Origin of the sequence: Microcoleus sp. bin48.metabat.b7b8b9.023 (assembly GCF_013299185.1) — a bacterium.
Taxonomy (GTDB): domain Bacteria; phylum Cyanobacteriota; class Cyanobacteriia; order Cyanobacteriales; family Microcoleaceae; genus Microcoleus.
In genome coordinates this window covers 39,695-64,639 of sequence record NZ_JAAFKG010000004.1, presented here as the reverse complement: position 1 = coordinate 64,639, position 24,945 = coordinate 39,695, and the positions used below count along the sequence as shown (strand labels likewise).

Genomic DNA, 24,945 nt, shown 5'->3' with positions numbered 1-24,945 from the left:
AAGACTGGGCGGTTGAAACCGCGCCTATACAAACAAAACCCGCCTCCGCGGGTTGAAGACCAGAACAGCGGGCTGTTGAAATTATGTTATTTTCTTCAGTCCGCGGAGGCGGACTTTGTTTGTGTAGACGCGGTTTCAACCGCCGTCTTATCTAAATCTGATTTTCCTCAGAAAAAAGTCCCAACAAAGGGCCGAGAATCGCACCAAAAACAAAGCCGCCTGCGTGGGCCCAATAGGCAACTCCCCCCGATTCCATGCCCACACTTGCAGGCGCATTCAAGGAAGCCAAACCGCTCAATGCTTGCTGTGCAAACCAAAATCCTAGAAACAAGAAAGCGGGAACTCTGACTGTAGTAATAAAAATGCCCAAAGGTAGTAAAGTAAGAACTTTGGCTTGGGGATATCTGAGAATGTATGCACCCATCACACCTGCGATCGCGCCGCTAGCGCCCAGGGATGGAATAGCCGATGTTGAGGAAAAATACCACTGAGTTAGTGAGGCTAAAACACCGCAACTAAGGTAAAATATTAAATATTTTATGTGTCCTAAACGGTCTTCTACGTTGTTACCAAAAATCCACAAAAATAACATATTTCCGGCAATGTGGAGAAAGCCTGCGTGCAGGAATTGCGAGCTAATTAGCGTCGTCCATTCGGGAAATGGCGAAACAGGCAGAGACACCCGACACATATTGCTTAACTGGCAAGGAACTACCGCCCAAGAGTAGAAAAATTGCGTTAATTGGCGATCGCCCAAACTGAGTTCGTACAAAAATACTAATACGTTGGCAGCAATCAGCCCGAAGGTGACGTAGGGAGTGATACTGGTGGGATTGTCATCGCGTAAGGGAACCACAGTTTTTTTTCCTCGACATCAAAATATTGGCAACACGATATCGTATTTGCAGGTCAAAAGTCTTCTGTCGGAAGGAAGAATTTATTAGGATTAGTCAGCAGTCATTAGTTATTAGTCAGTCGGAAGGAAGAATTTATTAGGATTAGTCAGCAGTCATTAGTTATTAGTCAGTTGTTGTCTCTAGAATTTATCTATTGTCAGGATTGCCGTAAATCATTTGGGAAACTTTGGGGGGGGTGTCTCCGATGTGAAAAGCACGGGCGGTTTCTTCGATCGCGCGATCGGCATTTGTGACTCGCTCGAATTGGCGTTTGTGCTCTGCCCAAGATTCGACAATTATCGTTTCTACAAAGCGGCTGGGATAGGATAAATCTTGATACAATCCCCACTGAATCGCCCCGTCGCGCCGCCTGGTGCGACTTAGTGCCTGCATTACTTGTTTAAAACTATTTGCATCGGCCGGATCGATGCAGTATTCTAAAGTAATTAATACCGGGCCGTCGTTGGGAGATGGTTCAAAAGAGTGGGCTGGTTGCTGCCAGTGCAGGGAAGATGTTAAATCCATTTTTTCTGCACATCGGAGACGGTAGCGAGTGGCGAGGGCTGTAGTCGCGATCGCCCCCACTCCTGCAATCTGTAAACTAACAGAAATTCCCGCTTGCTGGGCAATGGTTCCCCACAGTAAACTACCTAAAGTCATGCTTCCCTGAAACACTAACAAATATGTCGCTAAAGCTCTCGCCCGCACCCATATAGGAACGGCTGTTTGAGCAGCTACATTCAAACTTACCATCACTGTCAAAGACGATAATCCTACTACCAGCATGGCCGCACACACAGCATAGAAATTGCGCGCATAACTCAATACCAGCATCATTGTGCCAAACACCGCTGATGCTGCGGCTACCGACAAATCAGTGGAAATTCGCTGCCGGATTTTGGGCAAAATAAATGCTCCGGCTAAGCCTCCGATTCCCCAAAAACCGAGAATTATGCCGTATCTAAAAGCATCTAAACCTAATTCTCGGCGGCCCAAAAGTGGCAGCATGGCAAACAAAGCGCTGGCAAAGAAAATGTATGCTGCCGAGCGAATTAGCACTATTTGAAAAGGCGGAGAATAACGCACGTAGCGAATTCCGGCTTGCATTGCGCCGATAAATCTTTCTGCGGGTAAAGCTGTTTCTTGGGGCTTTCTCTGCCACGTATAAATGACTAGAATGACTCCGATAAAGGAAGCTGCATTCAGCAAAAATACGAAGCCTGTTCCGGCGGATGCGATGATAATTCCTGCTAAAGCGGGGCCTACGGATCGCGATAAATTGATGACAATTCCGGTCAATGTTACGGCTGACGGCAGTTGTTCTTTGGCAACTAATTCGGGGGTAATTGCTTGCCAAACGGGCATATTTATGGCGCTGCCGATGCTGATGGCAAAGGTTAATCCTAGGAGTATCCAGGGAGTTGTGAGGTTGGTAACGGTGAGAATTCCTAGGAGTGCGGCGGCGGCAAGCATCCAGCCTTGGGTAAATAATAGCAGGCGGCGTCGATCGACTACATCGGCGATCGCACCTGCGGGTAGCGCTAGCATAAAAAATGGCAAGCTGGATGCTGCTTGCATCATGGCGATTAGCAGCGGCGAGGGGGAGAGGGATGTCATCAGCCAGGATGCCCCTACGTCGTGCATCCAGGTGCCGATACTGGAAACTGCGGATGCTAGCCAGAGGGCGCGAAATACTGGCTGGGCGAGGGGACTCCACATTGAGGCGGGTTTTGCTGCGGTGACACTCATGTTTGGGAAGGGAAGGTTTGCGATCGAACTTTATCTTACATCACCTGAAATTATTGTTTTTTTAATACCATGAGTGACATACTCCTTCTTGACAAAATCACACAAATTAGGCTAATCTCAAAACGTCGAGCGAGACGACTGGTCTAGTAACATTGTTTATGAGTGGAAAAGTTGCCATCAAAGAAGATACAAAACTTGCTCTGATTAAAGCAGGGCGACGAATTATTGTGGAAAAAGGATACAACCACGCCGGAATTCAGGAAGTTTTGCAAGCGGTAGGGGTTCCGAAAGGTTCTTTCTATCACTTCTTCAGTAGCAAAGAAGAATTCGGTTTGGCGATTATCGAATACGATTCCCAAATGCACGATCGCATTGTCGAACAGTATTTAGGCGATACCAGTCTCACTCCTCTGAATCGGCTGAAGCGTTACTTTACTTTTAAGTTAGAGGAATTTGAAACTCTGCAATACCGAGAAGGCTGTTTGTTTGGCAATCTCAGCCAAGAAATGGCCGATCAAAACGATCGCTTTCGCCTGCGGTTGCAAGAAGCTACGGATCGTTGGCGAGATCAGTTTGCTGAGTGCATTGAAGCTGCCCAAACTGCGGGTGAAATCTCCAAAAACCAAAAGGCTCAAGACTTGGCAGAGTTTTGTTTAAATAGTTGGGAAGGTGCTTTGTTGCAAATGAAAGTGAGCAAAAGTGATGCTCCTTTGAAGAACTATATTCAGTTTATGTTTGGGATGATTTTAAAGTAGCTTAAAAAGTGGCGGACGAGTTGGATTTGTCTCAATTTAACTTGTCCGCAAGTTTTTGGTTTCAATCCCCTTGCGGGGAAAAGTGAATTGCGACCAACAATATCACTGACATAATCACACTCGGATTTAGGTTTCAATCCCCTTGCGGGGAAAAGTGAATTGCGACATTAAATGCTAACTTTCCTAATACGGAAATTGATGTTTCAATCCCCTTGCGGGGAAAAGTGAATTGCGACACGCTAAGAGTAAACACACGGCAAAGATTCAGGAGGTGTTTCAATCCCCTTGCGGGGAAAAGTGAATTGCGACAGAAAGCATCTGGCTTGAAACAACCAGTGAGGGAGAAACGTTTCAATCCCCTTGCGGGGAAAAGTGAATTGCGACTTGAAGACTTGTACTGGGGACATTCAGAAGAATTATGTTTCAATCCCCTTGCGGGGAAAAGTGAATTGCGACAGGACTATCCCGACGGTACCCGAACGGGTACTGTTAAGTTTCAATCCCCTTGCGGGGAAAAGTGAATTGCGACCGCCTTAAAGGTGCACCATCCAATGGTCTAGCACGTAGAAAGTTTCAATCCCCTTGCGGGGAAAAGTGAATTGCGACGACCCCTACGTACAGCCCAGACGGTGTGTACTTCGAGTTTCAATCCCCTTGCGGGGAAAAGTGAATTGCGACAAGAAAGGAGTAGATGGTTGGTACACAGGTATTTGTAGTGTTTCAATCCCCTTGCGGGGAAAAGTGAATTGCGACCTCATAGCTCATTAACCAAAGGAGAAACCATGACTGTTAGGTTTCAATCCCCTTGCGGGGAAAAGTGAATTGCGACTCTACTGAGTGCGTACTGCAAGGTACAAGCTAAATGGTTTCAATCCCCTTGCGGGGAAAAGTGAATTGCGACTTCTAACAAATGACTATCGTTTCTTAAACCTAAAACAGACAAGTTTCAATCCCCTTGCGGGGAAAAGTGAATTGCGACATCGCCTTTTCCAAAAGTTGTTAGAGTCATTGAATCTAAGGTTTCAATCCCCTTGCGGGGAAAAGTGAATTGCGACTCACATAAATCGCGCTCACGGCCTCAATACTCCGCCACGTTTCAATCCCCTTGCGGGGAAAAGTGAATTGCGACTTTATTTATCGAGGCTAAAGATCTAAAGGAAGCCAAGAAATATAGTTTCAATCCCCTTGCGGGGAAAAGTGAATTGCGACCCAAAAATTTTATCCTGGCTTAATTAATCAGGTAGTAGATTACGTTTCAATCCCCTTGCGGGGAAAAGTGAATTGCGACTCACCCCGGCGCCTTCGTCCAGGCCAACGGCGGCACCCTATTCCTGTTTCAATCCCCTTGCGGGGAAAAGTGAATTGCGACGAAAAGTAGCATTTGAACTAGAACCCAATTTAGACGTTTCAATCCCCTTGCGGGGAAAAGTGAATTGCGACATTGTATCGTCAAACTCTAAAGGCTTTACCGTGTAAGGTTTCAATCCCCTTGCGGGGAAAAGTGAATTGCGACTCAAGAGGCTTGGGCAGAACCGAATTTTCTGATCTAGTTAAGTTTCAATCCCCTTGCGGGGAAAAGTGAATTGCGACTCTTCAGATGGTTGAAGAAACTGTAAAATTTATCCTGTTTCAATCCCCTTGCGGGGAAAAGTGAATTGCGACTGGGCGGTAAGGAATTGATGATACACCACTATCAGGAGTAGTTTCAATCCCCTTGCGGGGAAAAGTGAATTGCGACTTGGAATTAACAGTGCTACTCGCGCAGCAGACCAGACAAGTTTCAATCCCCTTGCGGGGAAAAGTGAATTGCGACCAACAGGGTAAAGCTGGCCTCCTAATGGAGGTGCTAGTTTCAATCCCCTTGCGGGGAAAAGTGAATTGCGACCTTATAACAGATATACTCGTGCTATTTCCGCTATTTCGTTTCAATCCCCTTGCGGGGAAAAGTGAATTGCGACTTATACTTATTATTTGAGGTAAACAGGGAAAGTTATTTTTGAATTTAGGTTTCAATCCCCTTGCGGGGAAAAGTGAATTGCGACGTGGAATTATTGCAGACGGGACAGGAAAAGCAATAGTTTCAATCCCCTTGCGGGGAAAAGTGAATTGCGACCCCTCGTTGTGGAAGCCGTGCCCAGTAAAGGCTCCAGAAGCCGTTTCCGACCGATACGATTTTTTGATTTATCTACGCCTAAAACTAAGTCTTAAACATAGCTGAAATCCTTACTGGATAAGGGAACGACCGATCCAACGAGAGAATCAATGTTTTAGCCATTTGGCGTATCGGTCGGATCGCTCAATGATTGAACTGCTAAAACACTACTTTAATTTATTCAATTTTCTAGGTACTGGTGCTGTTGATTTGGGTAGTAACTAACACGACAAGTTCATTTTAGTTTGTGTGGATTTACTACTGGAATCTAGCAACGCAAGCATAATAACCTACATTTCTCTGGCTGTCAAGTGTCAAAAAAAATACTTTCAAACAACGATCGAAGTCGAGGGCTGAGTCACCGGTGGGTCAGAGTCCCAAGTATTGACAATTAGAATAGACTGGTCTAATTTAATTGTAAGCAGGTTAGGACAAGCCTTTGGCGACTCGTCTCAAACCTGAATCCACCCACAGTTTTTCGGTAGATTGGAGCATCTCACAATGAAAGGGAAATCAAAGTTAATGCCGATCGCATTGTTCGCGCTTACTCTGACTGCGATCGCCTGTACTTCCGCCACCACCAATCCTGTGCCACCAGCCGACACATCCCAAACTCAAGCTACTCAAATAGCAGATACTCGCGACTCTGCCACTACACCCAAAGTCGGTCAACTGGAACTCGTGGCGAATCTGAACATTACTCCAGGTAATATTACGGTGTCTCGCACGGGACGCATCTTTGCCAGCGTCCACGGAATGCGACGCGGCACTGCTCAATTAATTGAAATCATGCCTGGGGAGAACAAATGGAAACCTTTTCCCGATGCGGCTTGGAATGCGGCCCCAGGTAGCGGTAAGGATGTGATGAATACAGCGCACGGAGTGGCGATCGACAATCAACACCGCCTCTGGGTCATCGATCACGGGAATTGGATGCCCAACAACCAGCCTGCGGCAGGGCCGAAGCTGGTGGCTTTTGACATCAACACGGGTAAACTCGCCTTCCGCCTGGATCTTGACTCATCGGCGGCTCCGAAGGGTCAAATTTTGCAGGATCTGGCTGTGGATACAGAGCGAGGCTTTGTCTATATTGCCGACAGTGGCGATCGAGCAGGCATTTTAGTCGTTGACACGAAAAATCGCCGCACTTGGCGCTGGGAGGGACATCCATCGCTTCAGGCTGAGAATATTGACATGGTTGTCGAAGGCAAAAAACTGTCCTTCCGCCGTCCCGATGGATCGCAGAATCCGGCACGGATTGCGGTGAATCCGATTACCCTTTCTGCCGATCGCGAAACCGTATTTTATGGCGCTATGACTGGTACTAAATGGTACAGCGTTCCTGCTAAGTTACTCCGCGAGCAAGCCTCATCGCAGCAACTGGCTCGATCGGTTAAATTAGTCGGAAATAAGCCGATTTCCGATGGCGTCAGCACCGATGCAGAGGGCAATCATTTCATCACGAATTTGCCGGAAGATGCGATCGATGTTCTCAGCAAAGACGGCAAATTAACGCGCCTCGTGCAAGACAAACGCTTTCTTTTTGCGGACAACGTGCGCTTTGGTGCAGATTCTTGGCTCTACATCAACATCAACCAACTCCATCGCGCTTCGATTTTTACGGGTAAACCCACCGATGCAGGAACGCCACCTTATCAAATCTTCCGCGTTTGGACAGGTACGAAAGGGCAGCCCGGACGATAGAAAATCGAGTTTGTGGGCAATTCCTGTTAAGGTAATTCACCCATTTCTAATTTTCCCAGTACAATTAAACTTTCTAGGTCTTCCACAGCATCAGGAAGGTATGTTTTTACGGTCTTTCTGACTAATTCTAAGGCAGTTTCATCTGCCCCTCCTAACATCCGCGTCAAGTCGCCAATATCTATACCGCGACTGGCTTGCAACCTCATTAATATCAAATAAGGTAATCCGATAATTGGCAAATTGTCGGGGGCGATGTTGGGATTTGCGATCGCTTCTCTAACCCAAGTTTGTTGTGATTCAAGAACATCCAAAATACTACCATCTGGTAGTTGCCAACTACTACCACCAATGCTGAGTTCTCCAACTTTCATGCTACCAGCTTCGGCTAATTCTCGATAGATATTGTCGGCATCTTCAGTTAATACTAAAATCTCAATTTTGTCAGTTATCCGTTCTGGCATATAAAGTCTAGTGGCAATTCCTCCTACTACTACGAATGGAGTTTGTTTGATAATAGCCTTAATGTTAGTTACGGGACGGTTCCAGGTTCTTTTTCTGAGAAATTCTAAGCTGCTACCGCTACCGGGACGGCATCGGCGCAGTGCTATTTCAATGTATAATTTTCGTCTTTGTTCGGGAAGTTGCAGATTTTGCATTTTACAATCTCATAATATCTTATTTTTTATCCTCAGATTTCGATAAAAACTCCTACACTTTCTACGGCCATTATGCTCACCGCACACAAAGCATAAATTCCCGTTCCTACCGTTACTTGTACGGTGTCTGCATTGATGATTTTGATAAGCTTCCAGCTATCGCCATTCTTTTGATAAAGCGTCCAAGAACGGATGTTTTTATCGGCGGGATTTTTCCACTGTAAAACGTTGTTATTTCCCACTTTTTGTACTACCACTGATACTGGAGGGGCTGGCGGCTTTCCATTTTGCCAAGGCATGGCGGGAACGAGTGCGGGTTGCGTGTATGTTGTCGATTTGAAATTATCGTAGATTTGCTGGCGGTTTTCGCTAAATGCTTTCATGCTGAAGAAAACGTTGCCTAAAGCTAAGCTGTTTTTAGAGTTGCGCGTAATCTCAATTTGATTGTTGATTTCCTGCACCGTCCACTTATTGCCGTCGAGCTTCCCGAGGTTATTTCCCACGTAAATATGTCGGTTTTGGGGGTTGTTTTGTAGCCACCATTCTAGCAACATTGGATAGCTTTGAGCTGTTTGATCGATGCGCCAGTAAAGTTGAGGATTTAGATAATCTACCCAACCTGATTCTAACCATTTTTTGGCGTCGGCATAGAGTGTTTCGTAGGCGTCTAAACCGCGACTTTGCGGTGGTTGTCCGGGCCGATAAATGCCGAAGGGACTGATGCCAAATTTTACGTTGGGTTTGACTGTTTTAATTCCTTGTCCGAGTCTTCTAACTAATTTGTTGACATTTTCGCGGCGCCAGTCTCCTAAACTCATTTTGCCGCCTCTGGAAATATAACTATTGTAAATCTTGCTGTCGGGAAATTCTTTGCCGTCAATGGGATAGGGATAGAAATAATCGTCGAAGTGAACGCCGTCTATATCGTAGCGCTTAACTACGTCTAAAATTACGTTGTAAGTCTTGTCTAAAACTAAATCAATTCCCGGATCCATCCACAAGTCGTCGCCCCACGGATAAACGCATTCGGGATTGGTAACTGAGATGTGCGGGCGGACGTTGGGAGGGGTTTGGCTGGAAACTTTGGCGCGGTACGGATTGAACCAAGCGTGAACTTCGATGTTGCGTTTGTGGCTTTCTGTAACGGCAAATGTTAAAGGGTCATAGTAAGGTTGCGGTGGCTTTCCTTGGGTTCCTGTCAGCCACGCACTCCAAGGTTCTAATTCTGAGGCGTAAAGGGCGTCGCCCGCAGCTCTAATTTGGAGGATAATTGCATTGAAATTCATTTCTTGCAGCCTGTCCAGGATTTTCAGGAGTTCGGCTTTTTGCTGTTCTGTGGAGAGTTTGTTGCTGAATGGCCAGTCAATATTCCACACGGATGTTATCCAAACTCCGCGAAATTCTCGCTGGTGGTTGACGTAAACTTGGGGTCTGGGAACTTTGCTGAGAACTATAATATATTGATTGTATATTTGTGGTGCTCTTTTGAGATATACTAATGCTTGATAAACCCAGGCGACTACATCGGCTCTGGTGGCGTTTCCGGCGGGATTTAATAGGTTTAAGTTGGGGGCGTTGACGACTATTTCGGATTGGGTGGCTATGACGATCGCCTTTTTGGCATAATTAGGAATTTCTGTACTGTCTTGGTAGATGTTTGATAGAACCAGATTGCTTGTCGGTGCAGCGTTTGACCCAAATATGCCGCTGACTAAGGCAACTAATGCCTCGGCCCTGGTAATCAGGCTTTCGGGTTTAAACAGGTTGTCGGGATAGCCGGAGATAAATCCTCTTTTATATGCTGCTTGAATGGCTGTGGCGGCCCAGTGGGTGGCGGGAACGTCGATAAAGGGTATGTAGGGCCGTTTGTCGGGTACGGGAAAGGCTTTGCTGACTATGGCGGCGAATTGGGCGCGGGTGAGGTTGCTGTTGGGGCGAAAAGTGCGATCGGGAAAACCGCTGATTACGGCTCTTTCTACTAAGCCGTCAATGAATATTTTTGCCCAATGATTTTGAATGTCAGAAAAGCGATTAGTGCTGGAAACCATAGTTGTATTTATAATCGGGAATTGGGAATTGGGAATGGGGCATTGGGCATTGGGAATGGGGCATTGGGGAGCGGTTATTAGTTATTAGTTATTAGTTATTAGTAGCAAATAACTAATAACTAATAACTAATAACTAATACAACTATAATTGCTATAGCAACTGTCAACTGTCAACTGTCAACTGTCAACTGACTACAGCAAACTGGCATTTTCGTACAGCAGCCGGATGATATTGATGATTTTTTGTCCGTATAAAGGATCGGAATTCCATCGGCCTGCAAGTTCGTTGACGGTGGGGGCTACGCCGCGCTTGACAAAACGAAAACGCACGTTTTCTTTAACTAAAGGTTGGTTGATTGGTTCGTTACTGGCGTAAGCTTTTAAGTGCTGAATTTGCGCTCTAATTCCTGTTCTGGCATCGGGAAAGGAAATGCCGGAATTTGTGGGGCTGACAATTCCCATGTCGGCAAAGTTGAATTGTTCTGGTTTGACTGCACCGCCAAAGTTGAGATAGTTTGTTTCTAAACACATTTGGCAAAAAGCTACGTCGTGGTTGACGCCTTCTGCGGCTGCTTCTTGAACGTAAATTTGAGGTAGGTTGGGAAATATTACCAGGGATTTGCTGTTTGTTTTGGTGAGAAATACTGTGATTTGTTGGGCGGTAGTTAAACCGCGTCCCATGATTTTTCCTACGCCCGAGAGGATATCGCGGCGCGATCGCAGGGAGACTGATGTGGTGGCCTGATCCCAAGTTACGGAAATATCGTTATCGCGCAAATCGACAGCCCGCACGAATACTACTCCATTGTACGTGATTCGGCGATCGGCTGCCTCTGGTTTAACATTGAGAACGTCTAGAACTTCGGAAGGAACAAAAGCATTTCCATTGACCAAAATGCCTTTGTCTTCGTGGGGCGCACCGTTGATTTGGATATTAATTAAAGGATAAACTATAGGTTTTGGTGTCGGTGTCGGTGTCGGTGTCGGTGTCGGTGTCGGTGCAGGTGTCGGTGTCGGTGTCGGTAAGGGTTTTAAAGGAGTATTGTTTAACCAAGCTTCAAGTCCGTCAGCGAGTCCGAGGGCGACATCACGGCGGCGATTTTGAAATACCTTCAAATCGTCAGGGCTGGTTATAAAACCGAGTTCAATTAAAATCGAAGGAATGTTGATGCGGCGGCAAAATCCGAGGCTACCAACACCTGCTTCAGTATCTGGTTTAGCGCCGCGATTCGGTACTTCTGGACACCGACGTAAATAGCCATTTAACAGCAAATCCGCATCAGCTTTTCGGGTGGGGTTGCTACCAATATAAAATGCGCTAGCACCCCGAACTTGAGGATTAGAAAAAGCATCAGCGTGCATTTCTAATGCTACATCTCCCGGCTGGCAGCGGTTGTTTATCCAAGCGATAGTTTCTACTAAACTTAGAGTATCGGGTACAGAAAAAGTTGTGATGCCTCGTTTCTGCAATTCGGTTACTACTAAATCCCGAGTTAGGATCATTTCCTGTGCTTCGGTTGCGCCAAATGCGATCGCCCCAGAATCGCGCACGCCGCCTTCAAACCCGCCGTGTCCGGCTGAAACAAAAATAGCACCCATTAAATAAAATCCTCAACCCTGCAATTATTTGAACTTCTGCTTTTTCAGCTTGGGCTTTATTTTACCGCAAAGGCGTAGATTTTATAATTGCATAGCAAATTTGTAGTTGCGCCCTAGGTGGGGGTTTTCACCCCTGGGCGCAACTACAAACTTGTTAATCCGGGTGCAGGTTACCAGAAAGAATTGGTTGAAAGCCCCAAGTCTTTAAGGGAGAAATTACGATCGGACTATTCGTTACTCCAATCCTCTGACTTAAGGGTAGAGGTAGCTCTCAAACTGTCAACTGTCAACTGTCAACTGTCAACTGTCAACTGTCAACTGTCAACTGTTTACATCTTGACAGCGGGGCTAGTCGAAGGTTTTGGCGCTTTAATTTCTTGGGAAGCTGCGCGGGCGCGGAAGAGTTTAGCCACGACTTGCTCGCACTTGGACAAATCTGCTTCTATCTCTGTAAAAATGGCAGTTGATACCGGATCGGTGAACTTCGCTCGCAGGTTGTTGATATCGACAACACCTGTTTGCAAATCGCCGAGAGTGCTCCGCAGCAAGAAGGTTTCATCGGTTCCTTGCATTGAGGCTTTTAATTTAGCGTATTTGTCAGCAATTTGGGCGGGAATTGACGGTTTTTCGCCGAAATCGTTGAGCCGGTTTTCGAGAGCGAGGATGTGTTTCTGTTTATTTTGAATCATTTCCGCCAGGAGCGATCGCAAATCGGCATCTCCGGTTTTTTCCGCATAATTCTGAAACGCTTCGCAAGCATAGCGTTCCCCTGCGAGGGCGGTATTCAAACCTTTCACAATGTCCGCTTGTGTCGAGCCGCCCCAACCATTAGCTAGTTTCCACCATTCTGCATTCGTGTCAGTTTCTTCGGGCAAACCTACTGCTTTACCGCCGTAACCGAGGCGCGCTAGAATAGCGGTGGTAAATATTCCTAAATCTCCAGGTTGGCGGGAAGTAATCAAGTTACCGTCAACTACTAAAGGTTCGTTGATGTAGTTAGCTCCGGCATTAATCATGTCTGTTTTAATTGCCAAGAAACCAGTCGCATTTTTGCCTTTGAGCGCGTCGGCTTCAATCAAAAGTTGCGGGCCGTGACAAACAGCAGCGACTATTTTTCCTTGTTCCATCGCTTCTTTGACAAACCGCACTGTATTGGGATTTGTCCGCATAGTATCGGGAGCCATACCGCCGGGAATTACGACTGCATCGAATTCTTCTGCTAATGATTCAGTGGTAGTTCCGTCAGCTTGCTGGGCGACTTTACCATTTTTTCCTGCATACTTTTCGTTTGTCCGCGAACCGAGGACAACTACGTCAAATCCTGCTTGTTTTAAGCCGTTGTAAGGAACCAGAAATTCTGAATCTTCAACTCCATTTTCGATTAGTATGGCAACTCGTTTGCTTTTGGCTCCGTTATCTGCTGTCATAACCAGTTTCCCTTAAGCTATCTTTTTATCTAAACATAAATCACCTCTCGTTTTTTGAGCATCTGGCTAAAGTGATAAATTAGTTATTCTTAAAAGCTGTTAAGGTGAGTCTTTAGAGCTATTTTATAGTAGAGCAACATTATCAACTGTCAACGAAGAGGGCGGGCACGGGGGCACCGCCCCTACAACTGTTAATGCACGTAAGAGGCTCCGTTAATGTCGATCGTGGTTCCGGTAGCGTGGGCAGCCAAACCCGATGCTAGAAAGGCGATTACGTTGGCAACATCTTGAGGAGGGGCGATTTTGCCGATCGGGATATCGCGCACAATTTGTGCTTCACCGCACTCCCGAATAAACTTATCCGACATTTCCGTACTCACAAATCCCGGCGCCACAGTAAAAGCCAAAATATTATCAGCAGCGAATCCTCTAGCAATGCTGCGAGTCAAAGAAACGATCGCACCTTTTGATGCAGCGTAGTGCAGATAATTCGGGTCATCGCCGCGAAAAGCAGCGCGACTTGCTATATTAATAATCGTACCACCATTGCGAGTTTTAAAATGCAGAATTGCTTCCCGGCACAAATCGGCAACCGCAACTAAATTAACTTGTAGAGTTTGCTGCCAAGCCGACGACCAAATATCGAAATCGTCCTCAATACCCGCTGACTGCATAATCCCAGCATTATTAACTATAATATCAATATGACCGCGCCACTTTACAGCATCTTGCCACAAAAGAGAGGCCGCATTTGGTAACATCAAATCTGCTGCTAATAAAAAACAGCGATCGCCCGCCACACTTGCTGCTACCGATTCCGCCGCTTGCTGACTGCGACAGTAATGCAAAATCACCTCAGCCCCAGCATTAACAAGAGTCCGCACCGTCACTGCACCAATCCCTTGCGAGCCGCCCGTCACTAAAATTACCTTTCCAGTTAAATCAATCATTTCTCTCTCTTTTTTCTCTTTCTCTGCGCCCTCTGCGCCCTCTGCGGTAAAAAAAATAAATCCCATTCACAAGCGAATAGAATTTGCTATATGATAATTGTACATGATTAAATGTCCTCTTAAAAATAGAACGATAATTTTTCTCTCTTTCTTCTCTTTCTCTGCGCCCTCTGCGCCCTCTGCGGTAAAAAAAAATAAATCCGATTCACAAGCGAATAGAATTTGCCATAGGATAATTGTACAGGATGAAATGTTCTCTTAAAAATAAACCTAAAAAATCGCCATGAAAGCAGTTGTATTCGATCGCCACGGCAGCGTTGACGTATTGCAGTACCGAGAAGTAGAAAAGCCGATCGCCAAAACAAACGAATTGCTAGTCAGAATTCGCGCTAGCAGCGTCAATCCCGTAGACTGGAAAATCCGGCAAGGACACCTGCAACTACTCACAGGATTTAACTTTCCTCGAATTGTCGGTTCCGACATCTCGGGAGTTGTCGTAGAAATCGGCTCGGAAGTGACTAGATTTCAACCCGGAGACGAAGTTTATACATTTTTAAATCCAATCGCTGGCGGTGCTTGTGCCGAATACGCTGTCGTGCCAGAATCGAGTGCCGCCTTTAAACCTCACAACATCACCCATGTCGAAGCAGCAGCAGTACCCATCGCAGGTTTAACGGCTTTGCAAGCATTGAGAGATTTGGGTGAAATTAAAGCAGGATACAAAGTATTGATTAACGGTGCTTCCGGCGGAGTTGGGATTTTTGCGGTGCAAGTTGCTAAAGCAATGAATGCGGAAGTAACGGGAGTTTGCAGCGCCAAGAATAGAGAATTTGTCAAGGGTTTGGGAGCAGATTTTGTTGTCGATTATGCAGAAATTGATTTTACTCAACAGCCCGAAAAGTATGATATAATTTTGGATGCTGTCGGTACAAAAACATTTGCTGAATGCGAAAACGTGCTGCAACCGGAGGGAGTTTATATCTCGACTTTGCCGAGTTTTGACAACTTCCCACCGATGTTGACGAGCTGGTTTATTCCTGGTAAAAAAGCTAAATTCATTCTAGCCAATGCCAACCCAGCCGACTTGGGGATTTTGCGGGAGTTAATCGAATCCGATAAAGTTGAGCCGATTGTCGATCGCACTTACAGCTTACCAGAAGTAGCCGCCGCCCACGGTTATAGCGAAACCGGCCGCGCTGTCGGCAAAATTGCGATCGGCATTGAAGAAGTCAGTTGACAGTTGACAGTTGACAGTTGACAGTTGACAATTGGTAGGGGCGGTGCCCCCGTGCCCGCCCTCTCTGAGTTGACAGTTAATAGTTACCAATTACAATTACCAATTAACAAATCTAAAATTGCCCCATTACCACAAAGAATTGGTTGAAATCCCCAAGTCTTTGATGGACAAATTAAGCTCGGACTATTCATTACTCCAATCCTCTTCCTTCTAGGTAGAGGTCGCTCTCAAACTGTCAACTGTCAACTGTCAACTGTTGAAAGATTCCCCATTACCAATTCCCCATTCCCTATGACTGTGCCCTCAGACTTGGAGACATCCAAACAAGATTCCGACAACAACCTCGAACAAGTTAGCGCGGAAAATAGCATTGCACCAGTCGCCGATGATTTGATGGCTGTCAACAACTTAGAAGGTGCAGGAGTTAGCCCGGAAAATATTGCACCAGCCGCTGAAGATTCTCTGGGTATGAGTAACCTAGAAGGTGCAGAAGTTAACCCGGAAAATAGCATTTCAACAATCGTCGATGATTCTACGAGTGTAAGTAACTTAGAAGCTGAAGAAGTTAGCGCGGAAACGGAAAATAGCATTGCATCAATCGCCGATGATTCTACGACGGATGTCAGCAACTTAGAAGCTGAAGAAGTTAGCGCGGAAAATAGCATTGCACCAGTCGCCGACGATTTCACCGATGTCAGCAACTTAGAAGCTGAAGAAGTTAACCCGGAAAATAGCATTGCACCAATCGCCGACAGTTTTCTGGGCTCCCGCAACCTCGAAGACGAATATCTAGACGAACTTCCCGACGAAGTTGAGATGTCTTTGTTCGATCATTTAGAAGAATTGCGACAGCGACTTTTCTACTCGCTAATTGCAGTAGCAGTCGGTGTAGTTGGTTGTTTTTTAACTGTTAAACCCATCGTACAATTGCTAGAAGTACCCGCCGGGCCTGTCAAATTTCTACAACTAGCTCCTGGTGAGTATTTCTTTGTTTCTATCGAAGTAGCGGGATACAGCGGTTTGCTGATTGCAAGTCCGTTTATTTTTTACCAAATAGCGCTATTTGTGCTACCGGGTTTGACTCGCAAAGAACGCAAGTTGCTCGGGCCAGTGTTTTTGGGTTCTAGTTTCCTCTTCTTGGGCGGGCTGGTATTTGCTTACATCGCTTTGATTCCAGCGGCGCTGAACTTCTTTGTTACCTACGGGGCGGATGTTGTAGAGCAGTTGTGGTCGATCGACAAATACTTTAAATTTGTACTGTTGTTAATGTTCAGCACGGGTTTAGCTTTTCAAATCCCAATTGTCCAAGTATTGCTCGGCGTTTTGGGAATAGTTTCTTCTAGCAAAATGCTATCTGGCTGGCGTTATGTAGTCTTGGGTGCGGCGGTTTTGGGTGCTGTTTTAACGCCTTCTACTGACCCTTTGACGCAAAGTCTTTTGGGGGGTGCGGTGCTGGCTCTTTACTTTGGTGGCGTCGGTTTGGTGAAGCTTTTGGGGCGTTAAACAGTTGACAGTTGACAGTTGACAGTTGACAGTTGACAGGTGACAGCGAAGTGATAAGAACCGAGATTTAAACTCCGTTCTTATCACAATCTGCCTTGATGAGTAAGGGCTTCAAACTCTTGCTATTCGGTGAGACTTAGAAATAGCAAGCAATAGACAAGATTCTAAAAATAACTGGGACAGGCATCTTGACTGTCCCACAACTTTCTTTCGATCGATCGCCTATCTTGATTTACCAGTGCGATCGTCAGGATGTAAAATAAACACGATCTAGTTATCAATCCTTGAAAAAATGCGAGAACTTTACCCGCCCAGACAACCTTATAACGAAGGAAAACTCAAAGTTTCTGACATCCATACAATTCATTTTGAGGAGTCAGGCAACCCAGAGGGAAAACCTATTGTATTGCTACACGGGGGCCCAGGAGGTGGATGTCCGCCTTTTTACCGACAATATTTTAACCCGGAAAAATGGCGTTTGGTGATGTTTGACCAACGCGGATGCGGTCAAAGTAAACCTCATGCAGAATTGCAAGAAAATACAACTTGGGATTTAGTCAACGATATTGAGAAACTTCGAGAATATTTAAATATTCAGCAATGGGTTGTTTTTGGTGGTAGCTGGGGAAGCACTCTATCTTTAGCTTACAGTCAAACGCATCCTGACCGTTGTAACGGTTTAATCTTGCGCGGCATTTTTATGCTGAGACAAAAAGAAATTCGCTGGTTTTATCAAGAAGGAGCAAGTTATATTTTCCCGGATGCTTGGGAAGAATATGTTAAACCTATCCCCATAAATGAAAGGGACGATTTGCTAACAGCTTATTACCAGCGCTTGACGAGTCCAGATCCTCACATTAGATTAGAAGCGGCTCGTGCTTGGTCAATTTGGGAAGGGAGTACGAGTAGATTATTTCCCGATTTAGATGTCAAGCAAAGCTTTGGAATTGATGCTTTTGCCGAGGCGTTTGCCAGAATTGAGTGCCATTATTTTATCAACAAGGGATTTATAGACCCGGAAGATAAATTGCTTTTAAATATCGATCGCATCCGCAAGATTCCGGCGGTTATCGTTCAGGGAAGATATGATGTTGTTTGCCCGATGATCTCGGCGTGGGAACTGCATCGTGCTTGGCCTGAAGCTGAGTTCATTGTAGTTGCCGATGCCGGACATTCGATGAGCGAACCGGGAATTCGTACCTGTTTAATGGAGGCAACAGATAAGTTTGCAGACTGGTAGTCATCCAAATTGCTAATGGTGAATTGCTGATTTTTAATTAGTCCTATAAAGATTTTATATCAAATCTGGTAGCATCAGAATTATTCAACTCCCCCTTCTCTCTCTGTGTGCTCTGTGTTCTCTGCGGTTAAATCATTCCCATGGAACCGGAAACAATATTATGCGTGAAAATGATTTTTTGGTGAGTATTAGACGATCGCTCAATTTGAAGATTGATAAAAAATATAGAGGTGCGATCGCCCGCGCCTCTATATTTTAGTAAAAGTTAAAATCCCACACCAAAGTTTTGTCAAAACTTTGTCTACATTCGGAACTGTTCTACTTCAGGCGTATAGCCGATCGGCAAAATGTAATCGAGATTCTCGTGGGGACGAGCAATTATGTGATACGATAGCAACTTTCCGCCATCGACCTTTTTAACTGATTCAATTCCAGCAGCAACGGCTGCTTGCACTTCAGAGATATCTCCTCGAACTATAATTGTCCAGTAAGCACGGGTTATTTTTTCATAGCGAACTAAAGTAACTCGGGCTGCTTTCACCATTGAGTCTGCAACTTCTACGGCAGCGGGAAATCCTAAGACTTCAACCATTCCAACTGCAACACCCATTACAACATTCTCCTAAGTTTCACAAGATATCTGAGACTCATTGTATGTGAAAGTGTTGACAGAAATTGGTTCGGATGATTTTGGTCAGCTAGAAACCCCACCGCCCCAAATTTTCACAGCCCCACAGCCTCCTGCGGCATTTCAATCCTGCTGTCTGGCGCCCAGGAAAGCCCGCTACATCATAAGTTTGAATCAAAAAACTGCGAAAATTAGCTGCGCCACAGCGACGGTTCCTCACCGCCCCCACGCTGGCTGACAAATTCGCCTGACGATTTTTGGGACTTTCAACTTAAAAAATCCAGCCCCGCCCAGACACAAAACTTTACAAGCGACGAGATGGGCGATCGATCGCTATGATTTCCTTTGCAGCTTTCCCGATCGCACTCCGGTATGATTCGGATGTCACCGTATTTTATATGACTGAGGACTAAAGACTAAGGACTGATGACTGATGGCTCAAAACTCATCAAGCAACCACTCCGAGGCTCTTTCGCCCAAATCCAGGGGAACGCTGACAGCTTTGCCCAAGCGCGGGCGATCGCGAGTAGTGACAATATATTCTCTCACCTGTTCGGTGCTGCCCCAGCCGTTGAGGTAATTGGCCACCGCGTCCAAATGCTCGAAATAATCAGCCTCCGTCATCGGAAAAGACACCTGTTCCAAATATTTCCACATCACCTGCACAAAAATCTTGCCTCGCGTTCGCCGCAATCTGATATCGTAAGACTTTCCCCATTTTTGTAGGAGTAGCTGGTGTAAATCCTTGCCCGTCATGGTTGCTCCTGAGTGAATCTGTTAAACAATAAAAGACAAAGTTCAAAAAATGTAATAATACTCTAATAAAGGCTGGAAGGCGCATTCTTAAAAGGAATTTTCGCTGCCTCAAATTTGTGCGAGCAGATTAGCACCGATAGTCCGAGTTGTCTGCACGTACAAGTTGGCTCACAAACAAACGTAACTTAAAACCGTAAAGGCAGGTCATGGCTCAAACTTCTGCTGGAAATCCCGATGTTCCCGATATGGGGCGTCGCCAATTTATGAATTTGCTGACGTTCGGTACAGTCACAGGTGTGGCACTGGGCGCACTTTATCCCGTTGTCCAATATTTTGTTCCTCCGTCGAGTGGGGCTGTTGGTGGCGGTGTCACCGCTAAAGATGCCTTGGGTAACGACATCATCGTTAGCGAATATTTGACTTCGCACCCTGCGGGCGATCGCACTTTGGCCCAAGGCCTCAAAGGCGACCCCACTTATCTGGTGGTCGAAAAAGACCTAACTATCGCTGAATACGGCATCAATGCAGTCTGCACTCACTTGGGTTGCGTCGTGCCTTGGAATGCTAGCGAAAACAAGTTTATGTGTCCTTGCCACGGTTCTCAATACAACAGTGAGGGCAAAGTGGTACGGGGCCCCGCACCTTTGTCTTTGGCCTTGGCCCACGCCACTGTCGCAGATGACAAGGTGGCTTTTACCCCTTGGAAAGAAACAGATTTCCGCACCGGCGAAGAACCTTGGTGGTCTTAGTTGTTAGTCATTAGTTAGTAGTTAGTGGTTAATAGTTAGTGGTTAGTGGTTAGTAGTTAGGAGTTGGGAGTTAGTGGTTAGTAGTTTCTAATAACCAATAACAAATAACCAATAACAAATAACCAATAACAAATAACCAATAACAAATAACCAATAACAAATAACCAATAACAAATAACCAATAACCAATGACCAATGACCAATGACTAAATTGTCTGAACCTTTGAGATTGAATACTCTGATGCCACAAATTAACTTATCTGCGATATTTCGCCGCAGTGCCAGGACGATCGCCAAAACTGCCTTAATTGCGATCGCCGCCGCCGGATTTTTTCTCAGTAGCGACATCGCACTTCCCCAAGCAGCATTCGCTTACCCTTTCTGGGCCCAGCAAACAGCACCCGCTACTCCCCGCGAAGCTACAGGGCGGATTGTTTGCGCTAACTGCCACCTCGGTGCCAAACCGACTGAAGTAGAAGTCCCCCAATCTGTTTTACCCGACACAGTTTTTGAAGCAATTGTCAAAGTTCCCTACGATCAAAGCGTGCAGCAAGTTACCGGCGACGGTAGCAAAGGCGGCTTGAATGTAGGCGCAGTTGTCATGTTACCCGAAGGTTTCAAGATTGCTCCCGCTGACAGAATTCCCGAAGAAATGAAGGAAAAAGTCGGCGATCTTTACTTCCAACCTTACAGCGAAACCCAAGAAAATGTTGTTTTAGTGGGCCCGCTCCCAGGCGAACAATACAAAGAATTGGTATTCCCAGTTTTGTCGCCAAATCCCGAAACTGACAAGTCAGTTCACTACGGCAAATATCTAATTTATGTCGGCGGCAACCGCGGTCGCGGTCAGGTTTATCCTACTGGCGCCAAGAGCAACAATACTGTTTATAATGCCTCAGTAGCTGGCACTATTTCTAAAATTGCTCAACCCGAAGATGGCGGTTATGAAGTGACAATTCAACCAGCAGAAGGTGCAGCGGTTGTTGATACAATTCCCGCAGGCCCAGAACTGATTGTTACTGAAGGACAAACTGTTGCATCCGGCGAAGTTTTGACGAACAATCCTAATGTAGGCGGTTTCGGTCAAAAAGACGTGGAAATTGTGCTGCAAAGTGCAGGACGAGTTAAAGGATTGATGGCTTTCGTGGCTATAACCATGCTAGCTCAAATCATGCTGGTTCTGAAGAAGAAACAGGTCGAAAAAGTTCAAGCTGCTGAAATGAATTTCTAAGCAGGACTTTCATGAGTTGGGTAAAGTGCTCAGTTATTAGTGTCAACAAATACGTCTTGTGTAGTGCGAGACTGCTGCCTTACTATTAAGCCTAGATCCCCCCTAACCCCCCTTAAGAAGGGGGGAACAAGAGTATTCTTAAAGTCCCCCTTTTTAAGGGGGATTTAGGGGGATCGAGACTTAGATACAAACCTGAGATACAAAAGGTTTTAGGCAATTGTTGAGACTAATGGTGCTTTGTGCGTACCCAACTATTAAGTAAGTAAGTAAGGCGGGGAATACCCGCCTTATTCTTTGATAAATAAGAAGTAAAATAATGCCAATTGATGAGAAAACAATTCAAGTAGGGTCACTGGAATGGTTTTATCGGGAAGCAAATCCGGTAAACGAAAGTGATAAATCTCCTGTGTTGCTGCTGCACGGTATACCCTCCCAAAGCTTTACCTGGAGTGCGATTATGCCAGATTTGGCTGCCCAGGGATTTCGATCGATAGCGCCGGATTGGGTGGGCTACGGGCGATCGACAAAACCAGACAAACGCGACTTTGCTTATACTCCCGATGCCTTTGCAGACGCCCTTGCAGGCTTTATTCAAACCCTAGAATTAGACAGAGTTTCCCTAGTCGTCCAAGGATTTTTAGCATCTGTCGGCATTCAATACGCTTTACGAAATCCCGATAAAATCGATCGTTTAGTAGTCATAAATACACCAATTTCAGCAGATATCAAATTGCCTTGGAAAATGCAGCAGTTGGGACTGCCATTTATTGGTGATATGCTGACGCAAGACCCACTTTTGGTGGACAGAACCCTCGAAGGCGGAAGCCGCATCAGGGTATTAGACAAAGATTTAGATGTTTACCGGCGCCCGTTTTTGAAGAGTTCGGATGCAGGGCGATCGCTAATGAACACCATCCGCAACATTCAATTGCCAAAGTCCATGGCAGAAATTGAATCCGGGTTACAAGGATGGACAAGCCCAACCTTATTTGTGTGGGGTTTAACCGACCCTTGGCTGAGTGTTGAACCAGCTAAAAAATTAGTCACTTCCATGAAAAATGCCGAGTTAGTCACCCTAGAAGAAGTTTCCCATTATCCTCAAGAACATTGGTCAGAAAAAGTTGGCGGTGCTCTGATAACTTTTCTGCGCCAAAAGGAGGTAAAATAATATTTTGTACATAACTCTCGGTGCAAAGTAGGGGCGGTGTCTCGGTGCCGGCCCGCAACGAGAAATCTAAAATCTAAAGTCTAAAATCGCTGTCAGGAACTCAGAGGCTCAAGCCACTGAGCTTGTAAGAAATTGCAAGCTGTTCTGACCAGACCCCTCCTAGGAGGAGACGTTATTTAGGTCACGACACCGGAGAATGCGACGCCAGTTTTCCGCTCTGTCATCTGCGATTAAACAGTTTTAAAGTCACTGAAACAGTGTCGCAGGTCTAACAAGCCTTTATAACCAGGTCAAGGCGAACATTACCCCGGAAGGGAGGCTCCATCAGGAGCAAACATTATGCGATCGCTGGTTGCAACATTTGAGATGGTAATTGTCCCATCGAAAGTACATTACAAAAGTACACCGGACTCTTGCAACTCCAAGGCAGTAATGGAAAGATTCAAGGCGATTAAAATCGCCGGGTCGTTTTCCTCTCAGGTCTTTCATACTCTGAGTTTACCACTTACCGTATTGTTTTTATGACTCGTCCCCGTTCCTTTTTTGCCTTGATGATGGCATTTTTGATGGCATTTCTGGTTAGTTGCAGCAGTGTCGAAGCAAAAGTTCCCACGACTTACACAGCAGCCCAGATCCAACAGATTCAGCGCTATGTTCCTACTCTGACAGAGTTCCGATCGCGCATGGACAACCTAGGAACCCTAATTCAGAAAAAAAATTGGATTGATGCCAAAACTTACATTCACGGGCCTCTCGGCGAATTGCGCGCCACGATGAAAACCGTGTCGGGCAGTTTGTTGCCGAAATCTCAACAGCAAGCTATGGATTTGACCAAGAGTTTGTTTGCTGATTTGGTAGAGATTGATAACGCTGCTAAAATGGCTGACAATGCCAAAATCACCGCTAGTTATAGCAAAGCTGTGAAGGATTTCGATACTTTCTTGCAGCTACTTCCTAAAGCCTAATAGCTTTAGTTTGTCGCGCAGATCGGACGTATGGTTGAAACCGCGCCTATACAAAGACGGCGGTTGAAACCGCGTCTACACAAACGAAGTCCACCTCCGTGGTGTAAAGAAAATAACGTAAAACGTAATTTTTACTGCCACGGCGGTTGAAACCGCGTCTACACACACGAAGTCCACCTCCGTGGTGTAAAGAAAATAACGTAAAACGTAATTTTTACTGCCCGTTCTTCAACCCGCGGAGGCGGGTTTCGTTTATGTAGCCGCGGTTTCTAACCGCCCGGTATTCTTCTGTACAATCTAAAATCTAAAATCTAAAATATAAAATTCAATGGTTCGCGTTGCAATTATTGGTTGCGGTATTGTCGGGGCTTCGATCGCGTTTGAATTAAGTAAATTTCCCGAATTAAAAGTCACTGTATTCGACAAACAGCCCCCAGCCCAAGCTTCTACAGGTGCAGCCCTCGGTGTTTTGATGGGAGTAATCAGCCACAAAACTAAGGGCAGAAATTGGCATTTAAGGGAAACCAGCCTTCAGTATTACGAAACTTTGATTCCTGAATTGGAAGCAGCTACGGGACGGAAAATTCCATTTAACAAACAGGGAATTTTGCTGCTGTGTTCGGAAGGAGAGGATTTAAGTAAGTGGGAAAAGCTAGCAGCAACTCGCAAGTCTCAAGGTTGGAAATTAGAACTTTGGGAGGTGGAACGAGTGCGCGAGTTTTGTCCTCATCTTGATTTAAATCATAACATAATTGCTGGGATTTATTCGCCTCAAGACCGGCAAGTCGATCCGATCGCACTAACTTTGGCTTTGGTGGATGCTGCTACACAAAATAAAGTGATTTTTGAGTTTGGGGTGGAAGTTGCAGGGGCCCAAATGGCTGATAGTGGCAAGTTCGATCGACTAATTGTATCTGCTGGTTTAGGTTCCGCTGCTGTCACTGCATCGCTAAATCAATTGGTGGACATTCGCCCGGTGTTGGGACAAGCGCTGCATTTGCGGTCAAAAAATCCCTTAGGAAACCCAGATTTTGCGCCAGTAATTACCTGCGATGACGTTCACATTGTACCTTTGGCAAATCAAGAATGTTGGGTAGGGGCGACGGTGGAATTTCCCGAAAACGGCGGGGAAGTGCAGGCGAATGCTGATATGTTGGATGAAGTGATGGCAAGGGCGATCGCACTTTGTCCGGCCTTAGCCGAGGCCCAAATCATCCGAAAATGGTCGGGATTGCGCCCGCGCCCCGAAGGACGCCCAGCCCCAATTATCGAAGCGCTTCCCAGTAACAGCAAGGTTTTGATAGCTAGCGGCCACTACCGCAACGGTGTTCTGCTGGCCCCTGCAACCGCGCGATCGATCCGAGAGATGATTTTGCAATAATTAACAAATGTTAATATAATCAATAAAGTGGTTGAAACCGCGTCAACACGAGACTTTACCCGAGGAGTGCGGGTTGAAGACTAGGTAATTGAAATTACGTTATCTTCTTGAGTCCGCGGAGGCGGACATTGTTTGTCTAGGCGCGGTTTCA

The 24,945-nt window shown here is 45.8% G+C and carries 20 protein-coding genes and 1 CRISPR repeat array; of the genes, 11 read left to right on the top strand and 9 right to left on the bottom strand.

Annotation, left to right across the window (positions count from 1 at the left end; all coding sequences use genetic code 11):
- Nucleotides 1–151 precede the first annotated feature (151 nt).
- Complete coding sequence (locus QZW82_RS03690; protein WP_293144731.1) at nt 152–856, bottom strand: rhomboid family intramembrane serine protease; 705 nt, start codon at nt 854–856, stop codon at nt 152–154.
- A gap of 187 nt (nt 857–1,043) precedes the next feature.
- A complete protein-coding gene (locus QZW82_RS03685) occupies nt 1,044–2,645 on the bottom strand; it encodes an MFS transporter (protein ID WP_293144728.1) in 1,602 nt (533 codons plus the stop codon).
- Between the two features lie 158 nt (nt 2,646–2,803).
- Here QZW82_RS03685 and QZW82_RS03680 point away from each other — a divergent pair, with 158 nt between their 5' ends.
- Together QZW82_RS03680 and QZW82_RS03675 are read left to right on the top strand one after the other, a co-directional pair.
- Entirely contained in the window at nt 2,804–3,400 is a 597-nt protein-coding gene (locus QZW82_RS03680) for a TetR/AcrR family transcriptional regulator (protein ID WP_293144725.1), read from the top strand.
- Nucleotides 3,401–3,458: 58 nt separating this feature from the next.
- Nucleotides 3,459–5,513: direct repeats of the CRISPR family, unit length 36 nt; unit sequence GTTTCAATCCCCTTGCGGGGAAAAGTGAATTGCGAC.
- Nucleotides 5,514–6,053: 540 nt separating this feature from the next.
- On the top strand, nt 6,054–7,256 hold the full coding sequence (locus QZW82_RS03675) for an L-dopachrome tautomerase-related protein (RefSeq protein WP_293144723.1): 1,203 nt from the start codon (nt 6,054–6,056) through the stop codon (nt 7,254–7,256).
- 26 nt (nt 7,257–7,282) lie between these two features.
- Here QZW82_RS03675 and QZW82_RS03670 read toward each other — a convergent pair whose 3' ends face one another.
- The 5 genes from QZW82_RS03670 to QZW82_RS03650 form a co-directional block, all read right to left on the bottom strand.
- The gene (locus QZW82_RS03670; protein WP_293144721.1) at nt 7,283–7,912 is read right to left on the bottom strand and encodes a hypothetical protein; all 630 of its coding nucleotides are present in this window, start codon (nt 7,910–7,912) and stop codon (nt 7,283–7,285) included.
- Nucleotides 7,913–7,944: 32 nt separating this feature from the next.
- The gene (locus tag QZW82_RS03665) at nt 7,945–9,960 is read right to left on the bottom strand and encodes a family 10 glycosylhydrolase (protein WP_293144719.1); all 2,016 of its coding nucleotides are present in this window, start codon (nt 9,958–9,960) and stop codon (nt 7,945–7,947) included.
- 192 nt (nt 9,961–10,152) lie between these two features.
- Nucleotides 10,153–11,559, bottom strand: coding sequence for an N-acetylmuramoyl-L-alanine amidase (locus tag QZW82_RS03660; protein ID WP_293144717.1), 1,407 nt, complete (start codon nt 11,557–11,559; stop codon nt 10,153–10,155).
- Between the two features lie 329 nt (nt 11,560–11,888).
- The gene (locus QZW82_RS03655) at nt 11,889–12,986 is read right to left on the bottom strand and encodes a DJ-1/PfpI/YhbO family deglycase/protease (protein ID WP_293144715.1); all 1,098 of its coding nucleotides are present in this window, start codon (nt 12,984–12,986) and stop codon (nt 11,889–11,891) included.
- A 191-nt stretch (nt 12,987–13,177) separates the two neighbouring features.
- Nucleotides 13,178–13,936 carry an SDR family oxidoreductase gene (locus QZW82_RS03650; RefSeq protein ID WP_293144713.1) on the bottom strand — a complete coding sequence of 253 codons (759 nt, stop codon included), beginning with the start codon at nt 13,934–13,936 and terminating at the stop codon, nt 13,178–13,180.
- A gap of 283 nt (nt 13,937–14,219) precedes the next feature.
- On the opposite strand from QZW82_RS03650, the gene QZW82_RS03645 reads away from it, so the two are divergent.
- From QZW82_RS03645 to pip, 3 genes are all read left to right on the top strand, one after another.
- Entirely contained in the window at nt 14,220–15,173 is a 954-nt protein-coding gene (locus QZW82_RS03645) for an NAD(P)-dependent alcohol dehydrogenase (RefSeq protein WP_293144711.1), read from the top strand.
- Nucleotides 15,174–15,908: 735 nt separating this feature from the next.
- Complete coding sequence (gene tatC / locus QZW82_RS03640; RefSeq protein ID WP_293145175.1) at nt 15,909–16,676, top strand: twin-arginine translocase subunit TatC; 768 nt, start codon at nt 15,909–15,911, stop codon at nt 16,674–16,676.
- 292 nt (nt 16,677–16,968) lie between these two features.
- Complete coding sequence (pip, locus tag QZW82_RS03635) at nt 16,969–17,916, top strand: prolyl aminopeptidase (protein ID WP_293144709.1); 948 nt, start codon at nt 16,969–16,971, stop codon at nt 17,914–17,916.
- A 301-nt stretch (nt 17,917–18,217) separates the two neighbouring features.
- On the opposite strand, the gene QZW82_RS03630 is transcribed toward pip, so the two are convergent.
- A complete protein-coding gene (locus tag QZW82_RS03630) occupies nt 18,218–18,526 on the bottom strand; it encodes a carbon dioxide-concentrating mechanism protein CcmK (RefSeq protein WP_106149684.1) in 309 nt (102 codons plus the stop codon).
- A 46-nt stretch (nt 18,527–18,572) separates the two neighbouring features.
- On the opposite strand from QZW82_RS03630, the gene QZW82_RS03625 reads away from it, so the two are divergent.
- Complete coding sequence (locus QZW82_RS03625; RefSeq protein ID WP_293144707.1) at nt 18,573–18,782, top strand: hypothetical protein; 210 nt, start codon at nt 18,573–18,575, stop codon at nt 18,780–18,782.
- Nucleotides 18,783–18,982: 200 nt separating this feature from the next.
- Here the strand turns inward: QZW82_RS03625 and QZW82_RS03620 are convergent, their stop codons facing one another.
- Nucleotides 18,983–19,300 carry a DUF3067 family protein gene (locus QZW82_RS03620; RefSeq protein ID WP_293144705.1) on the bottom strand — a complete coding sequence of 106 codons (318 nt, stop codon included), beginning with the start codon at nt 19,298–19,300 and terminating at the stop codon, nt 18,983–18,985.
- A gap of 206 nt (nt 19,301–19,506) precedes the next feature.
- Here QZW82_RS03620 and petC point away from each other — a divergent pair, with 206 nt between their 5' ends.
- The 5 genes from petC (at nt 19,507) to QZW82_RS03595 (ending at nt 24,794) form a co-directional block, all read left to right on the top strand.
- On the top strand, nt 19,507–20,049 hold the full coding sequence (gene petC, locus QZW82_RS03615) for a cytochrome b6-f complex iron-sulfur subunit (protein WP_293144703.1): 543 nt from the start codon (nt 19,507–19,509) through the stop codon (nt 20,047–20,049).
- A 241-nt stretch (nt 20,050–20,290) separates the two neighbouring features.
- Nucleotides 20,291–21,280 carry a cytochrome f gene (gene petA / locus QZW82_RS03610; RefSeq protein ID WP_293145172.1) on the top strand — a complete coding sequence of 330 codons (990 nt, stop codon included), beginning with the start codon at nt 20,291–20,293 and terminating at the stop codon, nt 21,278–21,280.
- Nucleotides 21,281–21,596: 316 nt separating this feature from the next.
- Complete coding sequence (locus QZW82_RS03605; protein ID WP_293144701.1) at nt 21,597–22,448, top strand: alpha/beta fold hydrolase; 852 nt, start codon at nt 21,597–21,599, stop codon at nt 22,446–22,448.
- A 521-nt stretch (nt 22,449–22,969) separates the two neighbouring features.
- Complete coding sequence (gene psbQ, locus QZW82_RS03600; RefSeq protein WP_293144699.1) at nt 22,970–23,413, top strand: photosystem II protein PsbQ; 444 nt, start codon at nt 22,970–22,972, stop codon at nt 23,411–23,413.
- Between the two features lie 328 nt (nt 23,414–23,741).
- Nucleotides 23,742–24,794, top strand: a complete 1,053-nt coding sequence (locus QZW82_RS03595; RefSeq protein WP_293144697.1) for an FAD-dependent oxidoreductase — start codon at nt 23,742–23,744, stop codon at nt 24,792–24,794.
- The last annotated feature ends 151 nt before the right edge of the window (nt 24,795–24,945 follow it).